General features: G+C 49.4%; 25 protein-coding genes and 1 pseudogene. 12 read left to right on the forward strand and 14 right to left on the reverse strand.

Features of this window, described 5'->3' with window-relative positions:
- Positions 1–31 precede the first annotated feature (31 nt).
- Positions 32–781 (forward strand): oxygen-insensitive NADPH nitroreductase, encoded by a 750-nt coding sequence (nfsA, locus tag BV910_RS04345; RefSeq protein WP_078146470.1) that lies wholly within the window; start codon positions 32–34, stop codon positions 779–781.
- A gap of 41 nt (positions 782–822) precedes the next feature.
- Here the strand turns inward: nfsA and BV910_RS04350 are convergent, their stop codons facing one another.
- From BV910_RS04350 to BV910_RS04360, 3 genes are all read right to left on the reverse strand, one after another.
- On the reverse strand, positions 823–1,944 hold the full coding sequence (locus tag BV910_RS04350) for a TlpA family protein disulfide reductase (RefSeq protein WP_078146471.1): 1,122 nt from the start codon (positions 1,942–1,944) through the stop codon (positions 823–825).
- Between the two features lie 66 nt (positions 1,945–2,010).
- Complete coding sequence (locus BV910_RS04355) at positions 2,011–3,411, reverse strand: MBL fold metallo-hydrolase (RefSeq protein WP_078146472.1); 1,401 nt, start codon at positions 3,409–3,411, stop codon at positions 2,011–2,013.
- A 28-nt stretch (positions 3,412–3,439) separates the two neighbouring features.
- Positions 3,440–3,736: a rhodanese-like domain-containing protein gene (locus BV910_RS04360; RefSeq protein WP_015881009.1), complete on the reverse strand. Its 297-nt coding sequence runs from the start codon at positions 3,734–3,736 to the stop codon at positions 3,440–3,442.
- Positions 3,737–3,851: 115 nt separating this feature from the next.
- Between BV910_RS04360 and BV910_RS04365 the strand changes: the two genes are divergently transcribed.
- Together BV910_RS04365 and BV910_RS04370 are read left to right on the forward strand one after the other, a co-directional pair.
- A complete protein-coding gene (locus BV910_RS04365) occupies positions 3,852–4,226 on the forward strand; it encodes a rhodanese-like domain-containing protein (protein ID WP_240499791.1) in 375 nt (124 codons plus the stop codon).
- A 33-nt stretch (positions 4,227–4,259) separates the two neighbouring features.
- On the forward strand, positions 4,260–5,039 hold the full coding sequence (locus BV910_RS04370; RefSeq protein WP_078146473.1) for a sulfite exporter TauE/SafE family protein: 780 nt from the start codon (positions 4,260–4,262) through the stop codon (positions 5,037–5,039).
- Positions 5,040–5,081: 42 nt separating this feature from the next.
- On the opposite strand, the gene BV910_RS04375 is transcribed toward BV910_RS04370, so the two are convergent.
- From BV910_RS04375 to BV910_RS04390, 4 genes are all read right to left on the reverse strand, one after another.
- Complete coding sequence (locus BV910_RS04375) at positions 5,082–5,276, reverse strand: hypothetical protein (RefSeq protein WP_074032694.1); 195 nt, start codon at positions 5,274–5,276, stop codon at positions 5,082–5,084.
- A 105-nt stretch (positions 5,277–5,381) separates the two neighbouring features.
- Positions 5,382–5,930 carry a cysteine hydrolase family protein gene (locus BV910_RS04380; RefSeq protein WP_015881013.1) on the reverse strand — a complete coding sequence of 183 codons (549 nt, stop codon included), beginning with the start codon at positions 5,928–5,930 and terminating at the stop codon, positions 5,382–5,384.
- A 65-nt stretch (positions 5,931–5,995) separates the two neighbouring features.
- Complete coding sequence (locus BV910_RS04385) at positions 5,996–6,733, reverse strand: ABC transporter permease (RefSeq protein ID WP_047795575.1); 738 nt, start codon at positions 6,731–6,733, stop codon at positions 5,996–5,998.
- The gene (locus BV910_RS04390; protein ID WP_074037619.1) at positions 6,711–7,643 is read right to left on the reverse strand and encodes an ABC transporter ATP-binding protein; all 933 of its coding nucleotides are present in this window, start codon (positions 7,641–7,643) and stop codon (positions 6,711–6,713) included. The genes BV910_RS04385 and BV910_RS04390 overlap by 23 nt, the downstream gene beginning before the upstream one ends.
- Before the next feature lie 337 nt (positions 7,644–7,980).
- On the opposite strand from BV910_RS04390, the gene BV910_RS04395 reads away from it, so the two are divergent.
- The 3 genes and pseudogenes from BV910_RS04395 to BV910_RS15045 form a co-directional block, all read left to right on the forward strand.
- Positions 7,981–10,836, forward strand: coding sequence for a 2-oxoglutarate dehydrogenase E1 component (locus tag BV910_RS04395; protein WP_078146474.1), 2,856 nt, complete (start codon positions 7,981–7,983; stop codon positions 10,834–10,836).
- Between the two features lie 18 nt (positions 10,837–10,854).
- Complete coding sequence (gene odhB / locus BV910_RS04400; protein ID WP_078146475.1) at positions 10,855–12,129, forward strand: 2-oxoglutarate dehydrogenase complex dihydrolipoyllysine-residue succinyltransferase; 1,275 nt, start codon at positions 10,855–10,857, stop codon at positions 12,127–12,129.
- A gap of 76 nt (positions 12,130–12,205) precedes the next feature.
- Positions 12,206–12,460 (forward strand): annotated as a pseudogene (locus BV910_RS15045) (DUF6241 domain-containing protein); the annotation flags it as partial.
- A gap of 83 nt (positions 12,461–12,543) precedes the next feature.
- On the opposite strand, the gene BV910_RS04405 reads toward BV910_RS15045, so the two are convergent.
- On the reverse strand, positions 12,544–14,136 hold the full coding sequence (locus BV910_RS04405; protein ID WP_078146476.1) for a diguanylate cyclase domain-containing protein: 1,593 nt from the start codon (positions 14,134–14,136) through the stop codon (positions 12,544–12,546).
- A gap of 122 nt (positions 14,137–14,258) precedes the next feature.
- Between BV910_RS04405 and BV910_RS04410 the strand changes: the two genes are divergently transcribed.
- From BV910_RS04410 to BV910_RS04425, 4 genes are all read left to right on the forward strand, one after another.
- The gene (locus tag BV910_RS04410) at positions 14,259–14,915 is read left to right on the forward strand and encodes a DsbA family protein (protein ID WP_078146477.1); all 657 of its coding nucleotides are present in this window, start codon (positions 14,259–14,261) and stop codon (positions 14,913–14,915) included.
- A gap of 1 nt (position 14,916) precedes the next feature.
- The gene (locus BV910_RS04415) at positions 14,917–15,330 is read left to right on the forward strand and encodes a disulfide oxidoreductase (protein ID WP_047795569.1); all 414 of its coding nucleotides are present in this window, start codon (positions 14,917–14,919) and stop codon (positions 15,328–15,330) included.
- 13 nt (positions 15,331–15,343) lie between these two features.
- Positions 15,344–15,922 (forward strand): SCO family protein, encoded by a 579-nt coding sequence (locus tag BV910_RS04420; RefSeq protein WP_269318191.1) that lies wholly within the window; start codon positions 15,344–15,346, stop codon positions 15,920–15,922.
- Positions 15,923–16,117: 195 nt separating this feature from the next.
- Complete coding sequence (locus tag BV910_RS04425; RefSeq protein ID WP_078146478.1) at positions 16,118–17,212, forward strand: MBL fold metallo-hydrolase; 1,095 nt, start codon at positions 16,118–16,120, stop codon at positions 17,210–17,212.
- Between the two features lie 25 nt (positions 17,213–17,237).
- On the opposite strand, the gene BV910_RS04430 is transcribed toward BV910_RS04425, so the two are convergent.
- The 3 genes from BV910_RS04430 to trhA all read right to left on the reverse strand — a co-directional run bounded on the left by BV910_RS04430 (position 17,238) and on the right by trhA (position 19,980).
- Positions 17,238–18,455, reverse strand: coding sequence for an MFS transporter (locus BV910_RS04430; protein ID WP_078146479.1), 1,218 nt, complete (start codon positions 18,453–18,455; stop codon positions 17,238–17,240).
- A gap of 97 nt (positions 18,456–18,552) precedes the next feature.
- Positions 18,553–19,248, reverse strand: coding sequence for a DsbA family oxidoreductase (locus BV910_RS04435; protein WP_078146480.1), 696 nt, complete (start codon positions 19,246–19,248; stop codon positions 18,553–18,555).
- A gap of 87 nt (positions 19,249–19,335) precedes the next feature.
- On the reverse strand, positions 19,336–19,980 hold the full coding sequence (gene trhA / locus BV910_RS04440) for a PAQR family membrane homeostasis protein TrhA (protein ID WP_031421292.1): 645 nt from the start codon (positions 19,978–19,980) through the stop codon (positions 19,336–19,338).
- A 127-nt stretch (positions 19,981–20,107) separates the two neighbouring features.
- Between trhA and BV910_RS04445 the strand changes: the two genes are divergently transcribed.
- On the forward strand, positions 20,108–20,626 hold the full coding sequence (locus tag BV910_RS04445; protein WP_078146481.1) for a DUF1836 domain-containing protein: 519 nt from the start codon (positions 20,108–20,110) through the stop codon (positions 20,624–20,626).
- Positions 20,627–20,668: 42 nt separating this feature from the next.
- Here the strand turns inward: BV910_RS04445 and BV910_RS04450 are convergent, their stop codons facing one another.
- The 3 genes from BV910_RS04450 to BV910_RS04460 all read right to left on the reverse strand — a co-directional run bounded on the left by BV910_RS04450 (position 20,669) and on the right by BV910_RS04460 (position 23,096).
- Positions 20,669–21,283, reverse strand: a complete 615-nt coding sequence (locus tag BV910_RS04450) for a PH domain-containing protein (protein WP_015881030.1) — start codon at positions 21,281–21,283, stop codon at positions 20,669–20,671.
- A 12-nt stretch (positions 21,284–21,295) separates the two neighbouring features.
- The gene (locus BV910_RS04455) at positions 21,296–22,129 is read right to left on the reverse strand and encodes an aldo/keto reductase (protein WP_078146482.1); all 834 of its coding nucleotides are present in this window, start codon (positions 22,127–22,129) and stop codon (positions 21,296–21,298) included.
- Between the two features lie 61 nt (positions 22,130–22,190).
- The gene (locus tag BV910_RS04460) at positions 22,191–23,096 is read right to left on the reverse strand and encodes an MBL fold metallo-hydrolase (protein ID WP_240499792.1); all 906 of its coding nucleotides are present in this window, start codon (positions 23,094–23,096) and stop codon (positions 22,191–22,193) included.
- Between the two features lie 367 nt (positions 23,097–23,463).
- Here BV910_RS04460 and abc-f point away from each other — a divergent pair, with 367 nt between their 5' ends.
- The gene (abc-f, locus tag BV910_RS04465) at positions 23,464–25,161 is read left to right on the forward strand and encodes a ribosomal protection-like ABC-F family protein (RefSeq protein ID WP_078146484.1); all 1,698 of its coding nucleotides are present in this window, start codon (positions 23,464–23,466) and stop codon (positions 25,159–25,161) included.
- The last annotated feature ends 2 nt before the right edge of the window (positions 25,162–25,163 follow it).

Raw genomic sequence — 25,163 nt, forward strand, 5'->3', positions numbered from 1 at the left:
TGCCAAGATTGAAAAAAAGGGGGAAGAACGTATGAACGAAGTGATTGAGACTTTATTGAACCACCGTTCCGTCCGCGATTTTACGGACGAGAAATTGACAGACAAACAAATCCAGACCATCGTCGAGAGCGCACAACGGGCATCGACGTCTAGCTTTATCCAAGCCTACTCCATCATCGGGGTGACCGATGAAGCGAAGAAGAAACGACTTGCCGAGATTGCGGGCAACCAGTCCTATGTCGTCGAGAACGGTCACTTCTTCGTTTTTTGTGCGGATTTGCACCGCCATGAAGTGATTGGTGAACTGCAAGAAACAGAAGTGTCCTCAACACTTGAGACTGATGAAAAGTTGCTTGTCGCGGTGATCGACGCTGCACTTGCCTCTCAAAATGCAGCAGTGGCGGCAGAGTCGATGGGGCTCGGAATTTGTTATATCGGTGGCATTCGGAACGACCTCTTTGCGGTGAAAGAAGTGCTCGTATTGCCGGAACGGGTCATTCCGCTCTTCGGGATGGCCGTCGGTGTACCGGCCTCAGTCGAGGATCAAAAACCACGCTTACCGTTCCAACATGTCTACCATGAAAATATGTATGAAGCGAATCCAGAACGGATGAAGCAGTCCCTTTCCGATTACGATGCGTTGATCCACGATTACTATATGGTCCGTGGCTCGAACCCGCGTAAAGATACGTGGACTGGTCAAATGGGGCGCATGTTGTCGAAATCGACACGGCTTGACGTCAAAGACTTTTTGAAAGCACAAGGCTATTTGAAGCAATAAGATAAACCGCCGACAACTCTTTGTCGGCGGTTTTGTCATGTTCAATTCAATTGGCCGTCGAGCCAATTCTTGTCGATGGCACCAAATTGCTTCGCGATGATCACACCCGATTCATCGAGCACATACGTCGTCGGCATCGCCTGAATCCGATACGCATCTCCAACTTGGCCGTCACGGTCATAGACGACGGTAAATGCGTCTTCATACGGTTCGACGAACGAGACGGCATCGGCGGGGTCGCGTTCACTCGTCGTCGTGTTGACGGCGACGATGGTCACGTCATCTCGCTCTTTCGCGAACGCCGCCATATCCGGCATCTCCGCCCGACAAGGCGGGCACCAGGACGCCCAAAAGTTGACGACGACGCGCTGACCACTTAGTGAAGTTAAGTCGAATGTACTCCCATCAGTTCGCTGTAATTCGAACGAAGGGGGAATTTGCCCGATGTTCAAACCGGTTGACGCCGTCTCTGTCGTGACAGATTGTGTCGCTTTCTCTGGCAGGACAGCATTCACGACCGCGAGAACGACCAGGACTCCGACACTAATTTGAATCACTTTCTTTGAAGGGCGGGCGAGATAGACCGTCAATCCGAAGAGAACGAGGGCGATGACAATTATCCACCATTGAATCTGTCCGACCGCATATGACTTAAATAGCCAGATGGCGGATGCACCGCATACTGTCCAAAGAATGTTTCCACGAGTCGGTTCATGCATCCAGCGCCACGTCGTTCCGAGTAGCAGAAAAATGAGCATGGCGCTCCATAGATGAATCGGCTGGTCGGAAAGGTTCAAAATCGTCCCGTATACTGGAACCGCGAGTGTCATTCCGAACCAAATGAGGAGTCCGCTCAGCACCCAATACCCTAAAAGGTTCCGGTCGAGTCGATAGACGAACCAAAGGACGACAGCAGCTGCAATCCATTGAGACCATACGCCTCCTGTGGCGTAAAGAGCGAGCGATAGGTCACGTGTCGTCAACAGACCGATGACGATGGCACTTCCTTTCCAGGCAAGAAAACCATAGAACCATGTCCCGATGACGGCTTCACGCTGTTTACTCGACAACCCGAGAAAGCGGAAGATGCCGTAAAGGACGGCAAGGCTTAGTAAAAAGATGAGTAAATCGAAACGAATGTTGAGTGGACCGATGGCGACCACGTCTTTCCCTCCTAAACAAAAGGCGCCCCTCTCGAAGCGGGCGCCATATTCATAGTCAGTATAGCATTACTTGATTTGTTGAGCGTTCAAGACAGTTTTCATCGCGCCATAGCCACCGAGGATATTGTGGATATCTTTGTAGCCGAGCGATTGAAGGACACTTGCCGCCATGCGTGAGCGGACGCCTGACGCACAATGCACCGCAATCGTTCGATCTGTCGGAAGACCTTCGTGGTCACTTGCGAGCTTACCGAGCAAGATGCGCTCTGCCTTTTCGTAATGGCTCGCGTTCCATTCTGTCGCGTTTCGAACGTCGAGGACGAAGACGTCACCTTTTTCAGCAGCTTCGATTGCTTCTTCTGCCGTCACGTCCGTATACGTTTCCGTCAAAAGTGATGCGTCGAGCTCTTCGACTGGGACGATGAAGCGAAGGCGATCGAGACCGATTGATTGAAGGTCGGTCTGCACTTGATCGACGTCATCCGCACTTGCGATAAGTGTGATGTCTTTGTCGAAGTTGACGAGCCAGCCAGCCCACGAGACGAACTTGTTGTTGTACGGGATGTTGATTGTCCCTGGTACGTGTCCGTTCGCAAAGTCTTCTCCTTTACGCGTGTCGACGACTTGCGTCTCTTCGACGAGTGTATCGAGACGGTCCGACCCGATGACTTCAGGACGAGCGACTTCCGTCGTCACTTGGATACCTTCTTTGTTCACTTTTTTCATCATGGCAAAGTAGTTCGGTGGTTCGGGTTGATCCGTCGTCAACTCTTTGATGAAGGCATCTTTATCCGTCATTTGAAGCGCCCAGTTCGTCGCTTTCTCGTAACCGACCGTCGATGTTGGAATCGCGCCGAGCGCTTTCCCGCAAGCACTACCTGCACCGTGTCCTGGCCAGACTTGAACGAAGTCAGGAAGCGCCATGAACTTTTTGAGTGAATCAAACATTTGTTCCGCGCCGATTGCCGTCGTTCCTTTCACACCGGCCGCTTCTTCGAGAAGGTCAGGGCGACCGATATCCCCGACGAAGACGAAGTCTCCTGTGAAGATCCCCATCGGTTGTGTCTGGTTCCGGTCATAAAGGAGGAACGAGATATGTTCCGGTGTGTGACCCGGTGTGTGCATGACTTCAAGTGTCACGTTTCCGATTTTGAACGTGTCGCCTTCTTTGACGAGCTGTGCGTCAATTTCTTTCGCGAATGCATACTTCCAAGAAGCATCACCTTCGTCTGATAGGTAGGCTTTCGAACCTGTGCGCTTCGCGAGTTCGAGTGATCCCGATACAAAGTCCGCATGGATATGCGTCTCTGCCGTTGCGACGATGTTCATACCTTCTTTTTTCGCTTCTTGAAGATAAGGTTCGATGTTACGGGCCGGGTCGATGACGATGGCTTCTCCCGTCATTTGGCAACCGACCATATATGAAGCTTGTGCTAATTTTTCATCATAAAAATAACGTAATAGCATATCAATTTCCCCCTATGGATGTAATCGTTTATTCGACTTCGCCTTGCCAGCTCATCATCCCACCGTCGACGTTCGTGACATCGAATCCGAGTGAATCGAGATAGGCAGATGCGTTCATGCTGCGTCCGCCGGCTGCGCAAATGACGTGAATCGGTTTAGAGCGATCGAGCTCATCGACTTTTGCCCCGAATTCAGAAAGTGGTACGTTCTTCGCTTGTTTGATGTGACCTCCAGCATATTCGTCTACCTCTCGCACATCGATGAGGTTGAGTGAGTCGTCTGCTTGAAGTAACGCTTCTAATTCAGTAGTCGTAATCGTCTTCATGAGTCTGTGATCTCCTTTTCATGGTTAAGGTTTTTGGCAACGAGAATGTTTCGTTGGCTTTAATATACCCCCTAAGGTATAATGAGCGCAAGTGAAAAGAATTGGAGGGTAAAACATGAAGAGAATTTCCTTATTTGTCGGAGTTTTGGCTTTAATGGCGATTTTTATCTTTGTAATCACATCAGAAAAGGATGAAATTACGAGAATTGACGTTAAAACTCTACAAAACAAATTGGAAAACGAAGAAATAACACTCCTTGACGTACGAGAATCGTCTGAATACGAGGGGGGGCATATCGAAGGGGCGGTGAACGCATCACTTTCTTCATTAGATGCAAATCAACTGCCTTATCCGAAAGACGAACCAATCTATGTGATCTGTCGGAGCGGTAACCGAAGTGCCCAGGCTGCTAGTCAATTACAGGATGCCGGCTATACGGAAATCTATGACGTATCAGGCGGGATGATGGCCTGGGAATCGATTGAATAAGTAGAGAAGACGAGAGCAAATGGAGGAGTCTATATGGAGTTCGGGTTTATCATTACAATCTTTCTAATTGGATTTATCGGGTCGTTCATTTCTGGGATGGTCGGGATTGGTGGATCGATCATCAAGTATCCGATGTTGCTATACATTCCACCGATTCTAGGGTTCGCGGCTTTCAGCGCGCATGAAGTATCCGGAATCAGTGCGATTCAAGTGTTCTTTGCGACAATCGGCGGGATTTATGCTTATCGTAAAGGTGGATACTTAAACAAGCAGTTGATTCTTTACATGGGGGTGTCGGTATTAATTGGTAGCTTCATCGGTGGATACGGATCGACGATTCTTTCGGAAGTGATGATCAATGTCGTCTATGCCGTACTCGCAACGATTGCCACAATCATGATGTTCTTGCCGAAGCCACAAGTGGACGATATGCCACTCGACCAAGTCCGGTTCAACAAAGTGATTGCGGCAAGCTCTGCCTTCATTGTAGGAATCGCCGCAGGAATCGTCGGGGCAGCGGGAGCCTTCATTCTCATGCCGATCATGCTTGTCGTCTTACGCATCCCGACGAAGATGGCGATTGCGAGTTCTCTCGCCATCACCTTCATCTCGTCGATTGGCTCGACGTTCGGTAAGATCATCACCGATCAAATTGTCTGGGGTCCGGCCATCATTATGATTATTGCGAGCCTGATTGCCGCACCGATCGGGGCGAATGTCGGGAAGAATATGAATACGAAAGCACTCCAATGGATTTTAGCGCTACTCATCTTAGCGAGTACCATCAAAATTTGGAGCGACTTAATCTCATGAAAAAATCACGACGCCTATTTTCTGACGTCGTGATTTTTTACGTTACTTCGTAATGAAATAGTAGAGAAGACCAAGTCCGATGAACGAGACAGGGAGCAAGATGATGTAGAGCCAAGATACCATCGACCAGCTCTTCTTTTGGCTGTACGTGGAGCGGTCTTTCCCGAGCCCGACCATAATAGTGAAAATCATTGCAAGCAAACAGACGAGCAAGGCTAATCCGATTGTTAGGTACAAAATATCACACCCTTTACTGACAGTTATAACTTAAGAATAGCTTAAAAGAAGAGCTTGAAAGCGTTCTAAATGTTGGGATTTTGTGACCACGCTGATTACTATAAATCACTTTTGAATGTGACTCATATATTCAGACACAGGAGATATTTCAATTCCCAGTGCTTCATCGATAATCGTCAAGGCACTTTCGTGACGTTTTGATGTTTCTGCCGCCACACAATCACGAGGTACATATATATCATAGTCACGCATATATGCATCATTGGCAGAAAAGAGGATACAAATATCCGTCGCGACTCCAGTTAAAATCAATTTCGTCACGTTTAACTGACGAAGTAAAATATCTAACTGGGTTCCAAAGAAAGTGGAGTGCCTTGGTTTTATAATAAAATACTCTTCATCTTCCGGTTCGATTTGCGAGGCAATATGTTCACCCTTAGAAGCTTTTACATACTCAATGATGTCTTCCGTGCTATCTTTCCATTGTCCGAAGTTATCATTACAATAAATGACGGGCAAGTCCAACTCTTTAAAATGCTTTTTAAGCTCGAGAATCGGTTCAACAATCGCTTCCGTATGTTTACGTAGCATGTCGCCACCTTCAAAATCAAAATCATTGAACAAATCAATAATGAGTAATGCCGTCTTAGACATAGAAATACCTCCTTACTATAAAACGCCTATAGCAAAGAGGTACCACTTTTTCATTTGAAGTATGCTTATTCAGCGAACGTTTTACTGCGGAACATAAATGCCGTGATGAGATAGAAGGCGATGATATGAAGGGCGACATAGAAAATCGAGAAGCCCATCGTAGCGTCCATCGCTTTCATAAACTCTGGGTTGACGTCATAGATTGAAAGGTCTGTATGCAAGAAGACAATCCATTTCGCAAGCTCAGGTTTCCAAGCGACGAGAAGACCGCCGATGATACTTGAGGCGAAGTTTGCGAGTACCGTGAAACCGATGACGACGCCGACCGACTTGAAGACGACCGAGAACATGAGCGTCAAGAAGATGATGAAGATCGGTCCGCTCACACTGATGAGGATCGGACGGACGACATCCCATGTGACAGAGCCGTCTAACGTGAGTGAGAACCCGAACGCGACGACTAAGATAAAGACGAATTGGAGCAACATGACGAGGACGGCCATGACAAGTTTTGACAACAAGATGCGGTCGCGAGAGTACGGGCTCATCAACAGGTGTTTCAACGTATCAAATTTCAATTCGTTCCCGACCATCTCGGCCGTAAAGACAATCGTAAAGATACTCAAGAAAGCGATGGCACCCATCGTTGAGAATTCAAAGAACGATGCCGCTTCCGGTGTCCCTTCACCACTGGCCAATACAGCGTATACGATGAGGATGATTGCCGTATACACGCCTAGGGCGACGTATGGTTTAATCGTACGACGCCATTTCATCCATTCATTGCTGAGTAATGAACGCATTGTTCGTACCTCCTTCTTTTTTCGTCAATTTCAAGAATTGTTCTTCGAGCGACTCGTGTTTCATACCAATTTGATAGACGGCGATATCGCGCTCGATTAATTGTTTCAGTAAGACCGGAATGTCCGTCTCTTGACGCGGTACGATAAACGACTCGGCAGACTGCTGGACGATTTTCACATCATCGAAGGCGAGTGCTGCGACGTCAAGCGCCTCGTTCATCTGCTCCTTGGCAACTTTACAGAGGATGACACTGTCAGCCTTCGTCTGTCCGTCTTCCACTGACTTGATTTGTCCTTGGTCAATGATTGCGAAACGGTCGGTGATCAATTCCATCTCGCTCAATAAATGGCTCGAGATAAGGATGGCGATTCCGCGGTGGTCCGCAAGGTGGCGTAAGTAATTCCGAAGGTCGGCGATCCCGGCTGGGTCAAGACCGTTCGTAGGCTCGTCTAAGATGAGCACTTTTGGGTTATGTAACAAGGCACGGGCAATCCCGAGGCGCTGTTTCATCCCGAGTGAGTACTGTTTGACTTTCATATCGAGTTTTCCGTCGAGTCCGACGAGGGCACCGAGTGCGTTCAAGTCGACTTTTTTCAAGTTCGGAATCAAGTTCATCGCATGAATCAAGTTTTCCCGGCCCGTCATGTACGGATAGAATGCAGGATTCTCGACGATGGCCCCGATTCGGCTGAGCGCTTCTTGGCGGTTGTTCGCCACGTCATACCCATCGACTGTCACGGTCCCGTGCGTCGCAGGCATGAGACCTGTGATGATTCGAATAGTTGTCGTCTTCCCGGCGCCGTTTGGTCCGAGGAATCCGAAAATTTCTCCTGGAACAACGTCAAAACTGACATTTGTCAATACCGTTGCTTTTCCCATCTTTTTATGGACATTTTGTACGGATAACATGTGGTCACCTAGCTTTCTGTTAAGAGTAATAGTGTAATGCCTACACTCCCTATTACGGGGCTGTTTGAAATAAGGTTTCATCTTTTTTTGAAATTGTTGAAACAAATACATCAAGACACAATTTATCGATAAGCAAAACTTATTGAAATAGTATGGACGAATTGTGAATTTGTAAGGGTCTTTCTGCGACGAAAGGTGTAGTATGAAGTTGAGCGTAAGAGGCAAGATTTGGTTTTGTTCACCAGGGTAGGAGAAAGGTGAACTGCTTCGGGCTACATGTTAAAATGAAAGCGTTCACAGATTGAACGTTTAGGAATGGATAAGGGGGATTTATTCAATGGGAGAGTCGTCGAATGTTCACGAGAAATCGCAAGCATTTTATGGTCCTAACTTAGGCTACATCATTGAACTGTACGAACAATATTTGGAAGACCCATCATCGGTCGATGAAGAAACGCGCCGATATTTTGACGAATTTGGGGCACCGGAAACGTCGACACCGACAGAAGTTCCAGTCTCGGGTCCATCGTTTGATTTAGAGAAGGTCGTTTCGGCGACACGGCTCATCAACGACATCCGTGCTTTCGGTCATAAAGCAGCTGATATTTATCCACTAAAAGACCATCCGCGCGAGCAGGAGTTATTCGAACTGTCACGCTATGATTTGACAGAAGAAGACTTAAAACAAATTCCAGCCCGCCTTTTATCAGATGATGCACCAAAACCAAACGCGAGCGCCTTGGAACTATTCCGTCACTTGCTTGACGTTTATACAGGAACGGTCGCCATCGAACTCCGTCACTTAGATGACATGGAAGAGAAGAAGTGGATTCGCCGTCAAGTCGAGCAAGGGGCGTTACAGCAAACCTTCTCGAAAGAAGAAAAAATTGAGTTATTCAAACGTTTGGCTGAAACCGAACTGTTTGAATCATTCCTTCATAAAACATACGTCGGACAAAAACGCTTCTCGATCGAAGGATTGGATGCGATGGTGCCACTTCTCGATGCGATGGTCGGAGGCCTCATTTCGAGCGGTTCGGAACATATCAACATCGGGATGGCCCACCGTGGACGTTTGAACGTACTTGCCCATGTTCTCGGCAAACCATACGAAATGATTTTTGCGGAGTTCCAGCACGCACCGAACAAAGAATTGATTCCATCTGAAGGGTCAATCGGCATCAACTTCGGTTGGTCAGGTGATGTGAAATATCACCTCGGTCTTGACCGGAAAGTGGTCGAACAGCAAAAAGAAGTCCGTCTCAACTTGGCGAACAACCCGAGTCACCTCGAGTTCGTCGGGTCGGTCGTCGAAGGATACACGCGTGCCGCACAAGATGACCGTTCTGAAAAAGGATCGGCTGTACAGCACGACGATTTGGCAGCCTCAATCTTGATCCACGGAGATGCGGCCTTCCCAGGACAAGGCATCGTCGCGGAGACACTCAACATGACGAACTTGACGGGTTACCGTACAGGTGGGACGGTTCACGTCATCGCCAACAACACAATCGGTTTCACAACGGACCCGAACGATTCACGGTCGACGCGTTACGCAAGTGATATCGCCAAAGGCTACGAGATCCCAGTCTTCCATGTGAATGCGGATGATCCGGAGGCATGTGTTGCCGTCGCGAAGTTGATCAGTGAGTATCGTGCCAAGTTCCATAAAGATATCTTGGTCGACTTGATCGGGTACCGTCGTTACGGTCACAATGAAATGGACGAACCGATGAACACGAACCCGGTCCTTTACAAAGCCATCAAAGGACACCAGTCTGTCCGTCACGTCTATGCCGCACGACTTGAGGAAGAAGGCGTCATGACGAAAGATGAGAAGGCGCAAATCGAACAAAAAATCGAACAGGCCTTGAAGGCGGCACGTGATCTCGTTCCTTCTGAAGAAGAAGATGCAGACATCGTGTTACCGGATGCGGTCCATAAAGGATTCCCGAAAGTCGACACGAGCGTCGAACGAGAATTCCTCACGCAATTGAATGAAGAGTTATTGAACTGGCCGGAAGGCTTTGGTGTCTTCCATAAGCTTCAAAAAGTACTCGACCGTCGCCGTGACGCGTTCAGTGAAGGTGGGAAAATTGACTGGGGTCATGCGGAGACGCTCGCCTTCGCGTCGATTCTTTCAGATGGTACGCCGGTCCGCTTGAGCGGTCAAGATTCAGAGCGCGGAACGTTCGCCCAACGGAACATCATGTTGAACGATGTCGAGTCAGGTAAGAAATTCTCGCCACTCCATGAGTTGTCGACGGCGAAAGCATCGTTCTCGGTCTATAACAGCCCGCTCTCAGAAGGTTCGGTGCTTGGATTTGAATACGGCTACAACGTATTCGCACAAGATACACTCGTCTTGTGGGAAGCACAATACGGTGACTTCGCGAACTCGGCACAAGTCATGTTCGACCAGTTCATCTCGGCAGGACGCGCGAAATGGGGTCAAAAATCAGGCCTCGTCATGCTTTTGCCGCACGGTTACGAAGGACAAGGGCCGGAGCACTCAAGTGCACGTATGGAACGTTACTTGACACTTGCCGGGGAGAAAAACTGGACAGTCGCAAACCTTTCGTCTGCGGCACAGTATTTCCATATTCTTCGTCGTCAAGCAGAGATGCTCGGGAAAGAAGAGATTCGTCCGATGATCATCATGACACCGAAGAGTCTGCTTCGTCATCCGCTCGCCACGTCACCAGTCGAGGCGTTCACGGAAGAGAGCTTCAAGCCGATCGTCGAACAACCAGGCCTCGGGGAAAACACAGAGAAAGTCGAACGTCTCGTTTTCTGTACAGGGAAAATGGCGATCGACCTCGCGGAAGCGGTCGGTAAGTCAGAAGAGTCACTCGACTTCTTGCATATCGTCCGGGTCGAAGAAATCTATCCATTCCCGGTTCGTGAGATTCGTGATGTCATCAGCCGTTATCCGAACGCGCGTGAAATCGTCTGGGTTCAAGAAGAACCAAAAAACATGGGGGCTTGGACATATATCGAGCCTCGTTTAGAAGCGGTCACAACGAACCGACTCGATGTCCGTTATATCGGTCGTCGCCGTCGTTCGAGTCCGGCTGAAGGGAATCCGACAGCTCATAAACAAGAACAAGCACGAATCATCCGTGAAGCACTCTCTCGTGACGTCGTCTCGAGCGGTGCAGGCACGAGCACATATCAAAAAGATCGTAAATAAGTTAAGGGGGAACTCATTGTGATCGAAATCAAAGTACCGGAATTAGCAGAGTCCATTACGGAAGGAACGGTCGCGACATGGCTCAAACAGCCAGGCGACCAAGTCGAAAAAGGGGAAGCAATCGTCGAGCTCGAGACAGATAAAGTCAATATCGAAGTCCCGGCTGACGAAGCGGGTGTGTTAGAAGAACAACTTGCCGGAGAAGGGGACACGGTTCAAGTCGGTGAAGTCATCGCACGTCTCGGTTCAGGTTCTGGTGGCGGAACGGCTGTCGCGACGAAGACGAAGACGGAAAACGCGACAGAAACGAAAACAGAAGCACCGACTGAGAAAAAGACAGAGTCTATTGAAGAAGGCAAGAAAGTCGAGAAACGTGAAGAGCACGTGGCGAGTCCGGGTAAAGGACCAATCGCGACACCTGCTGCACGCAAGCTCGCTCGAGAGAAAGGTATCGACCTTTCAGCTGTCCAAACGAACGATCCAATCGGTCGCATCAACGTCCATGACGTTTCAAAACATGAAGACAAACCAGCCGTGAAAGAGCAGAAACCAGCGGCTACCACTCCGGCACCACAACCGGCAGCGAGTGGGAAAGAAGAAGAGCGCATCAAAATGACACGTCGTCGTCAAACGATTGCGAACCGCCTCGTCGAAGTGCAACAGACGGCAGCGATGCTCACAACGTTCAACGAAATCGATATGTCGGCGGTCATGGCACTTCGTAAACGTCGCCAAGAGAAGTTCGTGAAAGACAACGATGTTAAACTCGGCTTCATGTCGTTCTTCACGAAAGCAGCAGTGGCAGCTCTCAAGCGGATGCCTTACTTGAACGCTGAAATCCAAGGCAACGAAATCGTCTTGAAGAAATATTATGATATCGGGATTGCCGTCTCGGCTCCAGATGGTCTCGTCGTTCCGGTCGTCCGTGAAGCGGACCGCAAAAACTTCGGGGAAATCGAGAAAGATATCCTTCACCTCGCGGACAAAGCGCGTAACAACAAGCTCGGGTTGAGTGATTTGACAGGTGGTACGTTCACGATCACAAACGGTGGCGTGTTCGGTTCACTCCTCTCAACACCAATCTTGAACGGACCGCAAGTCGCTATCCTTGGGATGCACTCGATTCAACTCCGTCCAGTCGCCATCGATGCGGATACAATGGAGAACCGTCCGATGATGTACGTGGCACTCTCGTATGATCACCGAATCGTAGATGGTCGTGAGGCTGTGACATTCCTCAAGCACATCAAAGACATGATTGAAGATCCAGAACAATTGTTGTTCGAAGCGTAAGAACAGGAAGTACTCGCTCCTATATAGGGGCGAGTGCTTTTTTAATGTAGGGAATCTTATCGACGCGATGCATCTGATGACCCATCAAAAAATCTTGGCGACAGAAAAAGCGGGTGCCATCCCGATGACGCATGACAATCTGAAAGAGGTTCGTGGCTATTTGGAGTTGTTGCGTGACAAGAATAAAATCAAAAACGATGACTATCTTCAACTCGGCGGAATCATTGAACGATGGGGACAAGCCATCTTCGATGAAATCGATAAAGAACAGGACGTATTGTTAGAGGAAATGTATGCTGTCATTGGATTCTTGAACGGACTGGCGACACGTGCAGAAGAAAGACGTGAATACGAATACGGAAGAATAAGCAAAAGGAGTTCATCACGAACTCCTTTTCGTATGGAGAAACGACGTCACGAAAGCGACTCATGGAAAGAAAGTTGTTGTTTTCCGTTCGCTTTTGACCGATATAACGCGTCGTCCGCTTGTTCGATGGCAATGTGTGGTGGTTCCGGTGGACTCCAAATGGACGCCCCGATACTAGCCCCGACTTTCACCGATGCGATGTCTAGCGTAATCGGTTTAGAAATTGTATCGATGAGTGTGTTTCCAACCTCTCGAATTTGTTGGGTCGAACGCTCAGTCCTCGGGAACATCAGGAAGAACTCGTCTCCGCTCAATCGGACGGGATAGACCTCCTCGAGGGGCAGAGCCCGTAACCGGTGTGCGACCTCGACCAATACCTCGTCCCCGACCGCATGACCATATGTATCATTCACCGCCTTGAAGCCATCGAGGTCGAGATAGAAGAAGACGTAAGGTTCTTTCGAGGTGTGTAGTTGATTCAGCTGTTCACGTAGGGCGACCCGATTTGAAAGACCGGTCAGTGCGTCACGATTCGCTAGTTTTTCAAAGTGTACCCGTTCCGACTCTGACTCCGTAAGGGAGGTGACGAGCGATTCGAGCGCGAACGCGAGCGACTCAATCTCTTTGATTCCTGATTGATGGGGAAACGTGTTTGCTTTCCCTTGTTCCATGAGCGAAGCCGTTTCGGTGATTCGCTTCAACGGTCTCGTCACGATCGAAGCGAGTAGCCAACCGAGTACAGCCGTCACAAGTGAGGCCAATAAACCAATCCATAGAATTCTCGTTTCAAGTGTCTCGACTGGTGCAAACGCGACTGCCGTCGGCTGACGGACGACGACCTGCCAACCAAGTCCAGGATATTCATCATATCCTTCTCCGATTGACATGCCTGTCAGATAGTCTTGACCGTCATCCCACTCTTTCACGGAGGCGCCTTCTGTAAAGGATACAGGGAGTGGTTTTCCGACCATGTCGTCTGGACCGAGGAGCACGACACTGTCTCGTTCACTGATGACGAATAAATCCGTATCATCGACTTGTTCATGAAGCGTTCGATTGAAATGTTCGAGTACTTCTTTCCCCCAGGCCCAGCTTAAATGAGTGGCAAGTACCCCTTGAAACGAGCCGTCCTGGAAAAGCGGGACACTGATATCGACGAATTGGAGCGGTTCTCCCGTCGGATTCGGCAATAATTCAGCTAAGAGAACTGCCTCGTGGACATCTCCGATAAAGGGAGCATCTTGTGCTTCAAGATAAACCGGTCGTTCGGCAATCGATGCCCCTTCGAGAATCCCGTTCGTCGAAGCGACGACGGTCCCGTCCGCATCCGTGACGCCCATCCAAGAGAAGGCGGGAATGTTTGATTGGACTTGGTCGAGTAGTCGACGTGTCTCGTCTCGGTCTTCTAAATCGAGGCCTTGTAAGAGTTGGACTTCTTGATAGCGTGACCACATATAAAAATCGAGTTTGTCCGCCAACTGATGCGATGTCGTCGAGAGTCGTTCCCCGATTTCTTTCTCGAGCGCGTCAGATGCCCGGTGACTGATGAGGGAAGTGAGTGCGATTGTCAGTAAAAAGACGAGCGTGGCAATGCTGAGTGCCAAAATGAGTCCGAGGCGCATCGTAAAAGACTTGATCATGCGTAAATATACCTCCTAAAGCTTGAATTAAAGAGAATTATGAAAAACGAGTCGATATCATGATAGGAAGAAGAGCTTCCGCTATAATGAAAGACGAGTCAAAATAGATAGAGGTGAAGAGAATGAAAAAGAATCAATTGTTGGTCATCTTGACCATCGTTGCGGTCGCGTTAATCGCATTGGTGTTCGTCTTACTCAACCAAGATGAGTCGACGACAGCCGAGCGTGGCGATCACGTCTCGATTGAAGGACAACCGACACTCGGAAACCCGGATGCGAAAGTATCCGTCGTCGAGTTCGGAGATTACAAGTGTCCTTCGTGTAAACAGTGGGGTGAAACGATTTACCCGCAACTGAAAGCGGATTATCTCGACAAGGAAGACGTCAGCTTCAGCTATATTAACGTCTTGTTCCACGGACAAGAGTCAATCTTGGCATCCCTCGCTTCCGAGTCGGTATACGAGCAAGACCCTGAGTCGTTCTGGAAGTTCCATAAGGCGCTCTACGATGCGCAACCGGAATCACAACAACACGACAATGCGTGGGTGACCGTCGAGAAGCTGAAAGAAATCGCAAGCGAGACGACATCGGTCGACTTGGCGAAGTTTCAGCAAGACCTTGGGGAAGAATCGACCGTACTTGAAAAAGTCAGTACGGATGACGGTCTTGTAAAAGAGAACGGTGTTCAATTCACCCCGTCCATCATGATCAACGGCGTGATGCTCGAAGACCCGTTCGATTACGAAAAAATCCAAGAGCTGATCGAGCAGGATTTGTAAGATGAAATCATTTCTCGAAAAGTATGGGTTATACCTCGCTTGGCTCGTCTCGTTGACGGCGACGCTCGGCAGTCTCTACTTCAGTGAGATTCGGGAGTTCGTGCCATGTGAGCTATGTTGGATTCAACGTATCTTTATGTATCCGCTGACCATCCTCTTAGGAATTGCCGTCTTCACGGACGATCGGGCGGTTCGGAAATATGTGTTACCGCTTACTATCATAGGCGGTTTCGTATCACTTTACCATTACTTGGTACAGAAAGTGCCAGGTTTTGCAGAAATTCAACCTTGTGCACAAGGAGTTCCGTGTAGCGGTCAATACATTAACTGGCTCGGGTTCATCACGATCCCGTTCCTCGCATTGACGGCTTTCACGCTCATCACAATCCTCATGTGGAACGTCAAAAAGCGATAAGGAGTTGGCACGTGTGAAGAAATGGTGGATGATTGGTTTGACGACGATGCTCATCGTCCTAGCAGGATGTGGTCAAGAGATTGAGGATCCGCTCAACTGGGAAGTCGAATCGTTCGAATATACGAATCAAGATGAAGAAATGGTCAGTCTTGACGATTTAAAAGGGAAAGTGTGGATGGCGGATTTCGTTTTCACAAGCTGTGAGACAGTCTGTCCACCGATGACATACAATATGACTAAACTGAATGAAGCGCTTGAAAAAGAAGGCGTCGAAGACGTGCAATTTGTTTCTTTCAGCGTCGACCCGACGGTGGATACTCCGGAGAAAATGAAGGAGTTTATGAGTGGCTATGACCTTGCGAAAGCAGATTGGCAGTTCCTCTCAGGCTATTCGCAAGACGAAATTGAAACATTTGCTCAACAGAACTTTAAGGCGCTCGTTCGGAAGCCTGACGAAGGCACACAAGTCGACCACGGCACGTATTTCTATTTGGTCGACCAAGAAGGAAAAATCATCAAGGCGTATCCTGGTTTCCAAAACGTTCCGACCGAAGACATCATCAACGACATTAAAATCTTGCAAAAATCTTAACCGAAGACCTGCTCCACCAAACACGGGTGGGCAGGTCTTTTTAGTTTAAGAGACCTGATATAATGGAATAACCAGAATGCTCATTGAAGAGCACGCCATTTTTTGAAAGATAGGCGAATCGACATCCTTTCTCGTATAGAAACGGCGAAGGCACGCTATAATCAATTCAACGAACTATTAGAAAAGAGGACCTACATGAAAAAGACGATGTTGCTCTCATTGGTTGGAATGGCGGCTGTCACCGGAACGATTCTGACACAGTACAAACCACTTGGACGAAAGCCAAAATCGCTTCAATCTCCGAACCGGATCAATGGAAAGTTCCGTAATCAATATGAGACACCGATGAACTTCTCTGCGCAAGACATGGTGTCGATGGCGCGCGACTATCGTGATGTGACGTCACTGCGTAAGCCTACCGAACGTCTTCCGATCGTGCCAATCGATTTTGAGGAGAAGACGGGCTCGAGCTTCACAAGAATCTATTGGCTCGGTCATTCGGCGCTCATGGTACAAATGGACGGGAAGACGATGCTCGTCGATCCGATGTTTGGACGTAGCCCATCCCCACTCCCGTTCGCTAAAAACGAACGCTTCAGTGAAGACTTGCCGTTCGAACTCGAGGACTTGCCCGAAATCGATGTCGTCTTATTGACGCATGACCATTACGACCATCTCGATTATGGAACGATTCTTGCCATCAAAGACAAGGTCGCCATGTTTATCGTACCGCTCGGTGTCGGAAGCCATTTGAAACGATGGGGTATCGGGGCAGAACGAATCGTAGAACGGGATTGGGGCGAGTCGCATGCGTTCGGGTCGTGGACATTCATCTGTACGCCGGCGCGTCACTTCTCCGGTCGCTCATTGACGGACCGCAACAGCACGCTGTGGGCGTCGTGGGTCGTCCTCGGTGAGACGGATCGGCTCTTCTTCAGTGGGGACAGTGGATATGCTCCGCATTTCAAGATGATTGGCGAACAGTACGGACCGTTTGATTTCGCTGCACTCGAATGCGGGCAATATGATGTGCGCTGGCCAGACGTCCATATGCAACCGGAAGAGACCGCGCAAGCGTTTCACGATTTACGGGCCGACCAAATGATGCCGATCCATTGGGGGGCGTTCACGCTGTCGTTCCACGATTGGTTCGACCCGGCAGAACAGATGTCGTCTCTCTTACCAAAAGAAGTCGTCCTCACTCCGAAGATTGGGGAGCGGATCACGCTCGATGGTCGGAATGATACGACGACGTGGTGGCGAGAGCTCGAAGACGCAAACAAGCGGTGACCTTGGTCACCGCTTGTTTTTTTTGTTAGGAAGACATCTTCTCTGTGGAATGTTCCTCGATATGCAATTGATGCTTTCTCGTGTATACAAGAAATGCGCCGGTCATCGCAATCGAACTAATTCCAAACAAGACGACCATGAGCTGAAGTCCAATCAAATCGAGGAAGAATCCTGTCACGAGAAGGACGACTTGGAAGATGATCCGGTCGAGCATGTTTCGGAACGAGAAGAAACGACCGTGATATTCTTTTGGCATCCGTGTCTGGAAAATCGTGACCGCCGTCGGGAAGAAGCATCCGACCGAGAAGCCGAAGAGAACGAACGCAGCAATGGACATGAACGGGATGTCCGCAAAATAGAGCATCAGTTGGGCGACACCGATTAAAAACGAGAAAGAGAATAAAATCGAGAACGCCGAGAATTTTTCTCCGATCCGTTTAATCATAAAGGCACCTGTCATGAAGGCGAGTCCCTCTGCCGTATAAATCCATCCTTTAATCGCCGTCGAATCTTGTAACTCACTGATGTTGATGACGAGCAAGTTGAATCCTCCGATGAAGAGGAGCGGGATAAGCGTCATGACGAGTGTCATGAAGATGACTGGAATCGATTTGATGATTGGGAAGACGTCTTTGAAACCGCTCGACGCTTTCGCATCGACCTTTTTCGCCGAGGGCGTTTTCGTCTCATCGAGTTTCAAGAAGAGCGTCGCGACCGCTAGCAACAGGTAGGCGACGAGCGAGAGCGCGTAGACGTTACGGAGCGAGATCAGTGTCAAAAGGACACCTGCAATCGCCGTCCCGATGACACGCGACAAGGTAGACACATTCATATGAACGCCGTTCAAGGCGAGGAGCTCCCGTTCCTTCACGATGAGCGGAATCGCTGCCTGCAGGGCAGGGAAATAAAATGCGGCCGACCCTTGTAAGATGATTAAAAAGATGACCATCCACACGACCGAATTCGTCTCGATGGCGACGAACATGAAGAGCACGCTGAGCGCCCGGACGATGCTCGAGATGAGCATGATTTTTTTCTTAGAGCCTTGGTCGGTCAAGCGACCCGCGAGCGGACCGATGGCGACCCCGGCAAGTAAACCGATGGCGAGAATGACCGCCTTCACAAAGTCAGAGGGGACGCGGTCCTGCATAAATTCCAAGTTCCCGATGATACCGAGCCATAGACCAAGACCGGCGACGAATTCGCCCGTCAAGATGATCCAGACGTTCCGATTTTTCCACATAGATGTATTCCTCGATTCTTATCTGTTGATAATAATTATGCTTGAGAATGATTCATTTAGCCACAAAAAAGAAGCCGAACGTCGGCTTCTTCATCAATCAAATATCACAGTTGTCGTCAGTGCACGTCGCACCGTTCGAAAGGACTTGGATTGTCGGGTTGTTCTCAGACCAGACTTTTTCGAGCACTTGCGTGAACGCTTCTGTCGGCTGAGCACCGGACACCCCGTACTTGTTGTCGAATACGAAGAACGGCACACCCGTGATGCCGAGGTCGCTCGCGCGCTTCTCTTCTGCACGTACCTCTTCCGTATACACGTCAGTCGTCAAGACGTCACGAACCACGTCAGAATCGAGTCCGACGCTTGTCGCGATTTCAAGCAGCACATCGTGATTCCCGATGTGTTTCGCGTCGACAAAATACGCCTGAAGCAACGCTTCCGACAATTCTTTTTCTTTCCCGACCGTTTTCGCGTAATGCGTCAAACGATGCGAGTCGAGCGTACCCGTCACGACCATGTTCTCAAAATCGTAATCGAGTCCGACTTCGCGGGCCTGAGCGGCGACTTGTGCAGTCGTTCCTTTTGCCTGTTCGATCGGCATCCGATATTTCGTTGCGAGTGCCTCATAGATGGTACGTGAATCATTCGTCGGGGCGTTCGGGTCGAGTTCGAAACTCTTGAATTCGACTTCCACTTGGTCTGCCTGTGGGAACTGTTCGAGCGCCTCTTCTAGACGACGCTTACCGATATAACAAAACGGGCAGACATAATCTGACCATACTTCAATTTTCATGATGAATCCCTCCTGTCCTTAGTGTAGGAAATCTTGAATTCAAAGTACAGGAAACGGCTCATGAAAAAAGCCCTCCACGAGGAGGACTTAAAAGACGTACCAAAACACACAGACGAAGTGGGCGAAGCTTCCGAACAAGATGAACAGATGGAACACCTCATGGAAGCCCCAGCCTCGCCAGTTGACGAATTTTGGCTTGAACCCGTAAATGAGTCCACCAATGGTATACATGACGCCACCGAGGACGAGCCAGAAGATACCGGCGTTGCCGATTACGTCATGGAGCGGTCCGATAAAGAAGACGGACAGCCAGCCCATCCCGATATAGAGCGCGGTCGACAAGAAACGCGGGGCATGGAACCAAACGAGTTTGAAGATAATGCCGAACAAGGCGAGTGCGTGTACGGTACCGAAGAGGACCCACCGCGTCGGTCCTTCGAGCGCGAGTAACGTGAGCGGTGCGTATGTACCCGCAATCAATGCGTAAATCATCGCATGATCGATTCTCCGGAAGAAAGCGATGACGTTCGGTGAGGCGATGATGCTATGGTAAAGACCTGACGATAAGTAAAGAAAGACGAGGCTGATCCCGAATAGAATCGCGGCCATAATGGCAAGCGGCGAGCCGAGTAACGAGGCTTTGACGACCATCGCGATGAGGGCGATGAAAGCCAGTACCGCACCGGCAAGATGCGTCAGTGCGTTGATGGGTTCACGGAAAATCGAATGCATGTAAAACACTCCTTATCACATCATGTAGTATCGATAACTACATGATATACTGAAGAGGAACAAACAGCAAGGTGTACCTTTCGACAAATGGAAGTTTTCTTTATACTTAGGAAGTGAGGTGAGGTAGATGAAAGCGAAGGACATTACCGAAACGGAAGGCACACTCCCGCGGGATGTGCTGCCGACCATCAATTTATACATGGATCAGGTCATCCAGCTGTTCGAGCAGCATTATGGGAAGATGAAGCGAAACGAGAAGGAGACCATTTTGACGAAGACGATGATCAACAACTATGCCAAGGGCAAGTTGTTTCATCCCGTCAAAAATAAAAAGTATACAAATGAACATCTGATGTTACTCAGTTTGATTTATGAGATGAAAGGTCTCTTGTCGATCAGTGATATTAAGGAGACGCTCCGACCGTTGAACGAGTCGGATGAGACGTTCTCACTTGAAGACTTCTACGAGGCCTATCAGGCTCAGAAAGTGAAGAATCTAGAAGCGTTCGAAGCCCAGGCGGACACGCTATTAAGTACATCGCTCGAAAAAGAGAGCGATGTCAAGCGAACGCTCGCCATCGCATCTGCCGTTCATATGAGCCACTTGTATCAGCGGTTGGCCGAGCAATTGATCGATGAGAACTAAAAACAACTCCTCCGAAGACAAATCGTCTGCGGAGGAGTTGTTTTAGTTATTGATGTATTTCTCGTAAACCGTACCGAAGTCTTTACGGTTCCATTCATGATAGTGGCGTTGTAGCCAATCGAACGATTGCTCGTTCAATTCCTTGAACGTGTTCGGCACGTTCATGTCACCTTCACGAAGTCCGCTCAAGATCGAGACGGAGTGAGTCAGTGATGTGTTCGCATACTCCATCATGCGACGGCCTTCCCGCTGAATCTCTTCAATCGCGAGGAGTGCCTTGTACAAATCTTTCACGTGCTCGATTTGTTTCTTGTTGATATCGATTGAGTATGGCTTGTCGCCGATTGTGAATTTGACTTCGACATCGAGGTCGACGGTGCCGGCCGTCTCGAACATGACGTGCTTAATCGGATAGTGTGCGTAAGGGTAACGATATAGCACTCGTTTCGAACTCATCGCACTCGTTCCATCAAGGTGAATCATACCTAAGTTTGTAAAGCAGTATTCATCCGATTTTGATTTGATCAAGAAATAGATCTTTTCGTTATCCTCATGGAGGACATAATCATCCGAGTCCGCCTTATCAAAATCGGACGGGTCGATCACCTCACCGATGTCGCTGAAGCCAGTCAAATCAGAAGCCAGTTTTTTGAACATGTCATTCACTCCTCAGTAATGGATTTTATGCATCTCTTTCGGGTCGGACCCGGTCCGCTCGTCACGATTGAGCGCATCGATGGCCGCCATCTCTTCTTTCGTCAACGTGAAGTCGAATACCTGTATATTTTCTTTGATTCGACTCGGTGTGACGGATTTTGGGATGACGGCGACGCCGTTCTGTAAGTGCCAACGCAAAATGACTTGGGCCGGTGACTTGCCGTGAGCGTTCGCAATCTTGACGATCGTCTCATCTTCGAGCGCTTCGCGTCCTTTCATGAGTGGACTCCACGCTTGAATCTGGATGTCATATCGTTTGCAGAATGCAATCAGTTCTTTCTGAGACAAATATGGATGGATCTCGACCTGGTTCACGGCCGGGACGATTGAGCATGATTGAATGATTTGCTCCAAATGCTCGATCTCAAAGTTCGAGACCCCGATTGCTCGGACGCGTCCTTCTTCATACAGCTGTTCGAGTGCTTTGTACGTTTCGACGAATTTACCGAAACGAGGCATCGGCCAGTGGATGAGGAACAAGTCGACATACTCGAGTCCGAGCCGATCTAAGCTATCCTGAAACGCTTGGAGCGCCTCGTCGAATCCGTGGAACTCGTTCCAAAGCTTTGTTGTCACAAAGACGTCCTCTCGTGGGATGCCTGCTTCACGAAGCGCTTGTCCGACACTCTCTTCATTTTGATAAATCGCAGCCGTATCGATCAATCGATAGTCTGCATCGAGCGCAGCTTTGACCGTATCGACCGTCACTGCGCCATCTTCGACCTTATAGACACCGAGCCCGAGCATCGGCATCTTGACGTTATTATTCAACGTCGTCCATTCCATAAAAAATCCCTCCCTCTCGTCTATAACGTTACCGAAATTTTGGATGAAGGGAAAGTAAAAACTACAGACGGATGCTTTCCCCGTGCGCCTTGATCACAATTTGGTCACGGTCGAGTTTTGCGGCCGCGACGAGACGATGATACGGTTCCTCGACAGGCTCATAAGAAAGGACGAACGTATCCCAATGCATCGGGAAGAAACGCTTCGCTCCGCTCTCTTTGTACATCATCCAAGCCTGTTCCGGAGTACAGTGCGCTTCCTGGAACGAGTCCGGTTGATAGGCACCGATTGGGAAGAAGGCGAGGTCGATCGGTTCACGGTCAGCGAGTCCTTTGAAGGAGTCGGTATAGGCCGTGTCTCCTGCGAAGAGCATACGAATCCCTTTGTATTTGAGCAGGTACCCGTTGTACCCCATATGTTTGTCCCACGGGAAACGGTTGCCCCAATGCTTGACGGGAATGGCGCGGACATCGAGCCCGTTCGCAAGTGTCACTTTGTCATGTGGATGCAGTTCGAGCGTCTGCAGACTCGGGTATCGGCGCAACAGGCGGCTCGTCCCAGGAGCAGAGACGACAATCGTCTCGCGAGTGATGAGTCGCTTCAAACTTTTATGGTCAAAGTGGTCCATATGGGCATGGCTGAGTAGGATGACATCGACCGGGCCGACCTCCTCAATGGAGAGGGCCGGAGCGGTGTGACGTTTCATGCCGACTGTCAGCGGTCCGAGATGGACACCGATTCGTTTTGAGAAGACGGGGTCCGTTAAAATCTTGAGCCCATACCAATGAATGAGGACCGTCGAATGCCCGATCCACGTCGCCTGCACATGCGTCTCATCAATGGTTGTCAGTTCTGGACGTTCCGGCCATTTAAAGCGCGGACGGGGGAGCTGTCGTTTGAATCGTGTATAGAGAAACGTTCCGACGCTCGCCAAGACGGCACTCGGAACGAGGATGCGTCGACGCATCATGCATCACCTCACTGTTCGAATATACTGTCATCATATCGCGAGGACAGATGCACCGCATCCGCCTAAAGGAGTAGAAAAAATGGGAGATTATGGGGTACACTCTTGCGAATCCGCTTTCAATTTGATAAGGTGGCAGTAACTTAGGAAAGAGAGGTACACCGTGCCATGAAAAATACACGTTCACTCCAACGATGAGACGAATCATCACTGTTCGCTTGAACAGTCACGGGTGAAGTGTGTCCAGTTTTTCAAATACGGGAAGCGCTCGTTTTCCTCTTTGAACGGATTCCTTCACACCACCGCTTTGAAGCGGATGGTGTTTTTTGTTTCATCGCGTATCGGATTCATAAGCGAGGTGAAACAGATGTTAGCAGTAAAACAAGTCCGGTTTGACTATGACCGGAAACCATTATTTGACGCGGTCTCGTTCGAGGTCGCGGCTGGAGAGCGTGCCGTATTATTCGGATTGAACGGGAGTGGGAAGACGACGCTCTTCCGACTTGTGACCGGGGAGTTGACCCCGCAAGCCGGGAAGATTGAATGTCTTGGCGAGGTCGGACTCGTCCGACAGACCATCGAATCGACAGACATGACCGTACTTGAGTGGACGATGCGCAGTGATCTTGAACGATATGCGCTCTATGAAGATGTTTCTTCTGGTGACGAGATGCGTGTCATGCGGTCCTATGAACGGGCGCTCGCACTCGATGTGTACAACTTGGAACAAGAGGCGACAAGAGCATTGACTCGACTTGGGCTGGAGGAGCACCTCTTCCGAAACATTAACGAGCTAAGTGGAGGCGAGAAGACGCGAGCTCAGCTCTCAACATTGACGATGAAGCGGGTGGACCTCGTCCTGCTCGACGAACCGACGAACCATCTGGATCTCGAGTCGATCGACTGGCTCACGAAGTGGTTGAATCAGTTTAAGGGGACGGTGCTCATCATCTCACACGACCGTCAACTGATGGATGATGTCGCAACGACCATTCTTGAACTGTCAGGCGGACTAGTCACTCGATATCAGGGAAACTATACGGCGTATAAACATCAAAAAGAAGAAGAACGCGTGCGTGACGAGCGAGCACATGCTCGATACGAGAACCGAAAGGCAGAACTTCTCGAGATGATTGCCCAATATAAAGGGTGGCACTTAAAGGCGAAAGCGACAGCGAGTGTCCGCAGTCCGGGAGCGCAAAAAGGAGCGGCCAATCTCGCCGTCAAAATGAAGGCAAGAGAACAGAAGTTAAGGCAGCTCGAAGACAATCGTCCACAAAAACCAAAAGAGGAGAAATCCATCTCCGTCCGTTTTGCGGCGGATGAGCTCGAAGCGAAAACGTGGCTGACGTGTGAGGATGTGACGTTTGGATACGACAAGCCGTTCTATGAACCGTTTTCCTTCTCGATGAATAAAGGAGAGCGGATCTCGATTACCGGACCGAACGGAAGCGGAAAGACGACGTTATTAAACGTGCTGATCGGTGAACGATTACCACACTCGGGCGTGATCAAGCGACATCCTCGTCTGAAGATCGGATATTTCTCTCAAACGCTCGAGCGTCTCCCGGAGACCGGAACGTTACTTGAGGCGTTACTCGCCAATAGTGAGATCGGAGAGACGGAGGCGCGGACGTTGCTCGCTCACTTCTTGTTCCGGCGAGATGAAGTGCACCGACCGATTACCGAGGCGAGCATGGGAGAAAAGTGTCGAATCGCGTTTCTCATCTTGTACTTCTCGGATGCCCATCTGTTGGCATTAGATGAACCGACGAACTATTTAGATGTGGCGACACGCGAACAAATCGAGGCGGCGTTGTCCGTCTATCCGGGTGGATTATTGTTGATTTCCCACGACCGCTACTTTCATCGTCTGACTTCGCGCACGATTGAATTAGGAGAGCACATTGTCATACGTGAGAACGATGAGCGCGATGAACCGGTCGATGTCGAACAAATGGTCAGAACGATGGACGAATTGACAAAAGATGAATTGAAATTTTTTGATGAAGCAGGAAACCTCCTACCATTTGACGAAACGAGTGAAATGAATCGAATCGAGTAGGA

This window comes from Exiguobacterium sp. HVEsp1 (assembly GCF_002009685.1).
Taxonomy (GTDB): Bacteria; Bacillota; Bacilli; order Exiguobacteriales; family Exiguobacteriaceae; genus Exiguobacterium; species Exiguobacterium profundum.